We start from the raw sequence: 569 nt of genomic DNA, 5'->3' as shown, positions 1-569 counted from the left end.
TCGTGTAGACGAACAAAACTGCGACAAAACTGAACCCCACGAACAGTTTTCGCTGACCGTGCTTACGAGCGGACAGTGCAACGGCGACGGTCGCCGACGAGATGAGCACGAGGACACCGGTTGCGTACGCGGAACTCTGAGCGTCGACACCGGCGTCGAAGTAGATCGTGACAGTGATGGCGATGACGCTGAACACGAGGACCAGCGGACGCACGGCGCGGGCCCACGACGGCGCCATGCCGTAGCGGGGGAGATACCTCGGAACAAGATTGAGCAACCCTGCCATTGCCGACGCACCGGCAAACCAGAGGATCAGGATCGTGCTGAGATCGTAGACAGTTCCGAAGATCTCACCCAGATAGTCGTGGGCCAGAAAGGCAAGCGCGCGACCGTTGGCAGCGCCTCCGGGTTGGAACTCGTTTTCTGGGATCAGGATGGTGGTGACCAGGCTCGACGTCAGCAGGAATCCGCTCATGATCAGCGCCGCAGTGGTGAGCAGGCGCCGTGCGCCTTTGATTCGGCCACGTGGATTCTGTTCGGTGTCGTGCGGATCGCCCTTGATCTGCGGC

General features: G+C 61.0%; 1 pseudogene. It reads right to left on the bottom strand.

The window, feature by feature from the left end:
• Positions 1-569: pseudogene (locus tag A2J01_RS00375) on the bottom strand (amino acid transporter); the annotation flags it as partial.

Origin of the sequence: Rhodococcus sp. EPR-134 (genome assembly GCF_001647205.1) — a bacterium.
Taxonomy (GTDB): domain Bacteria; phylum Actinomycetota; class Actinomycetes; order Mycobacteriales; family Mycobacteriaceae; genus Rhodococcus_F; species Rhodococcus_F qingshengii.
Note: the sequence above shows the minus strand (reverse complement) of the source record. Positions and strands in the feature narration are given on the sequence as shown.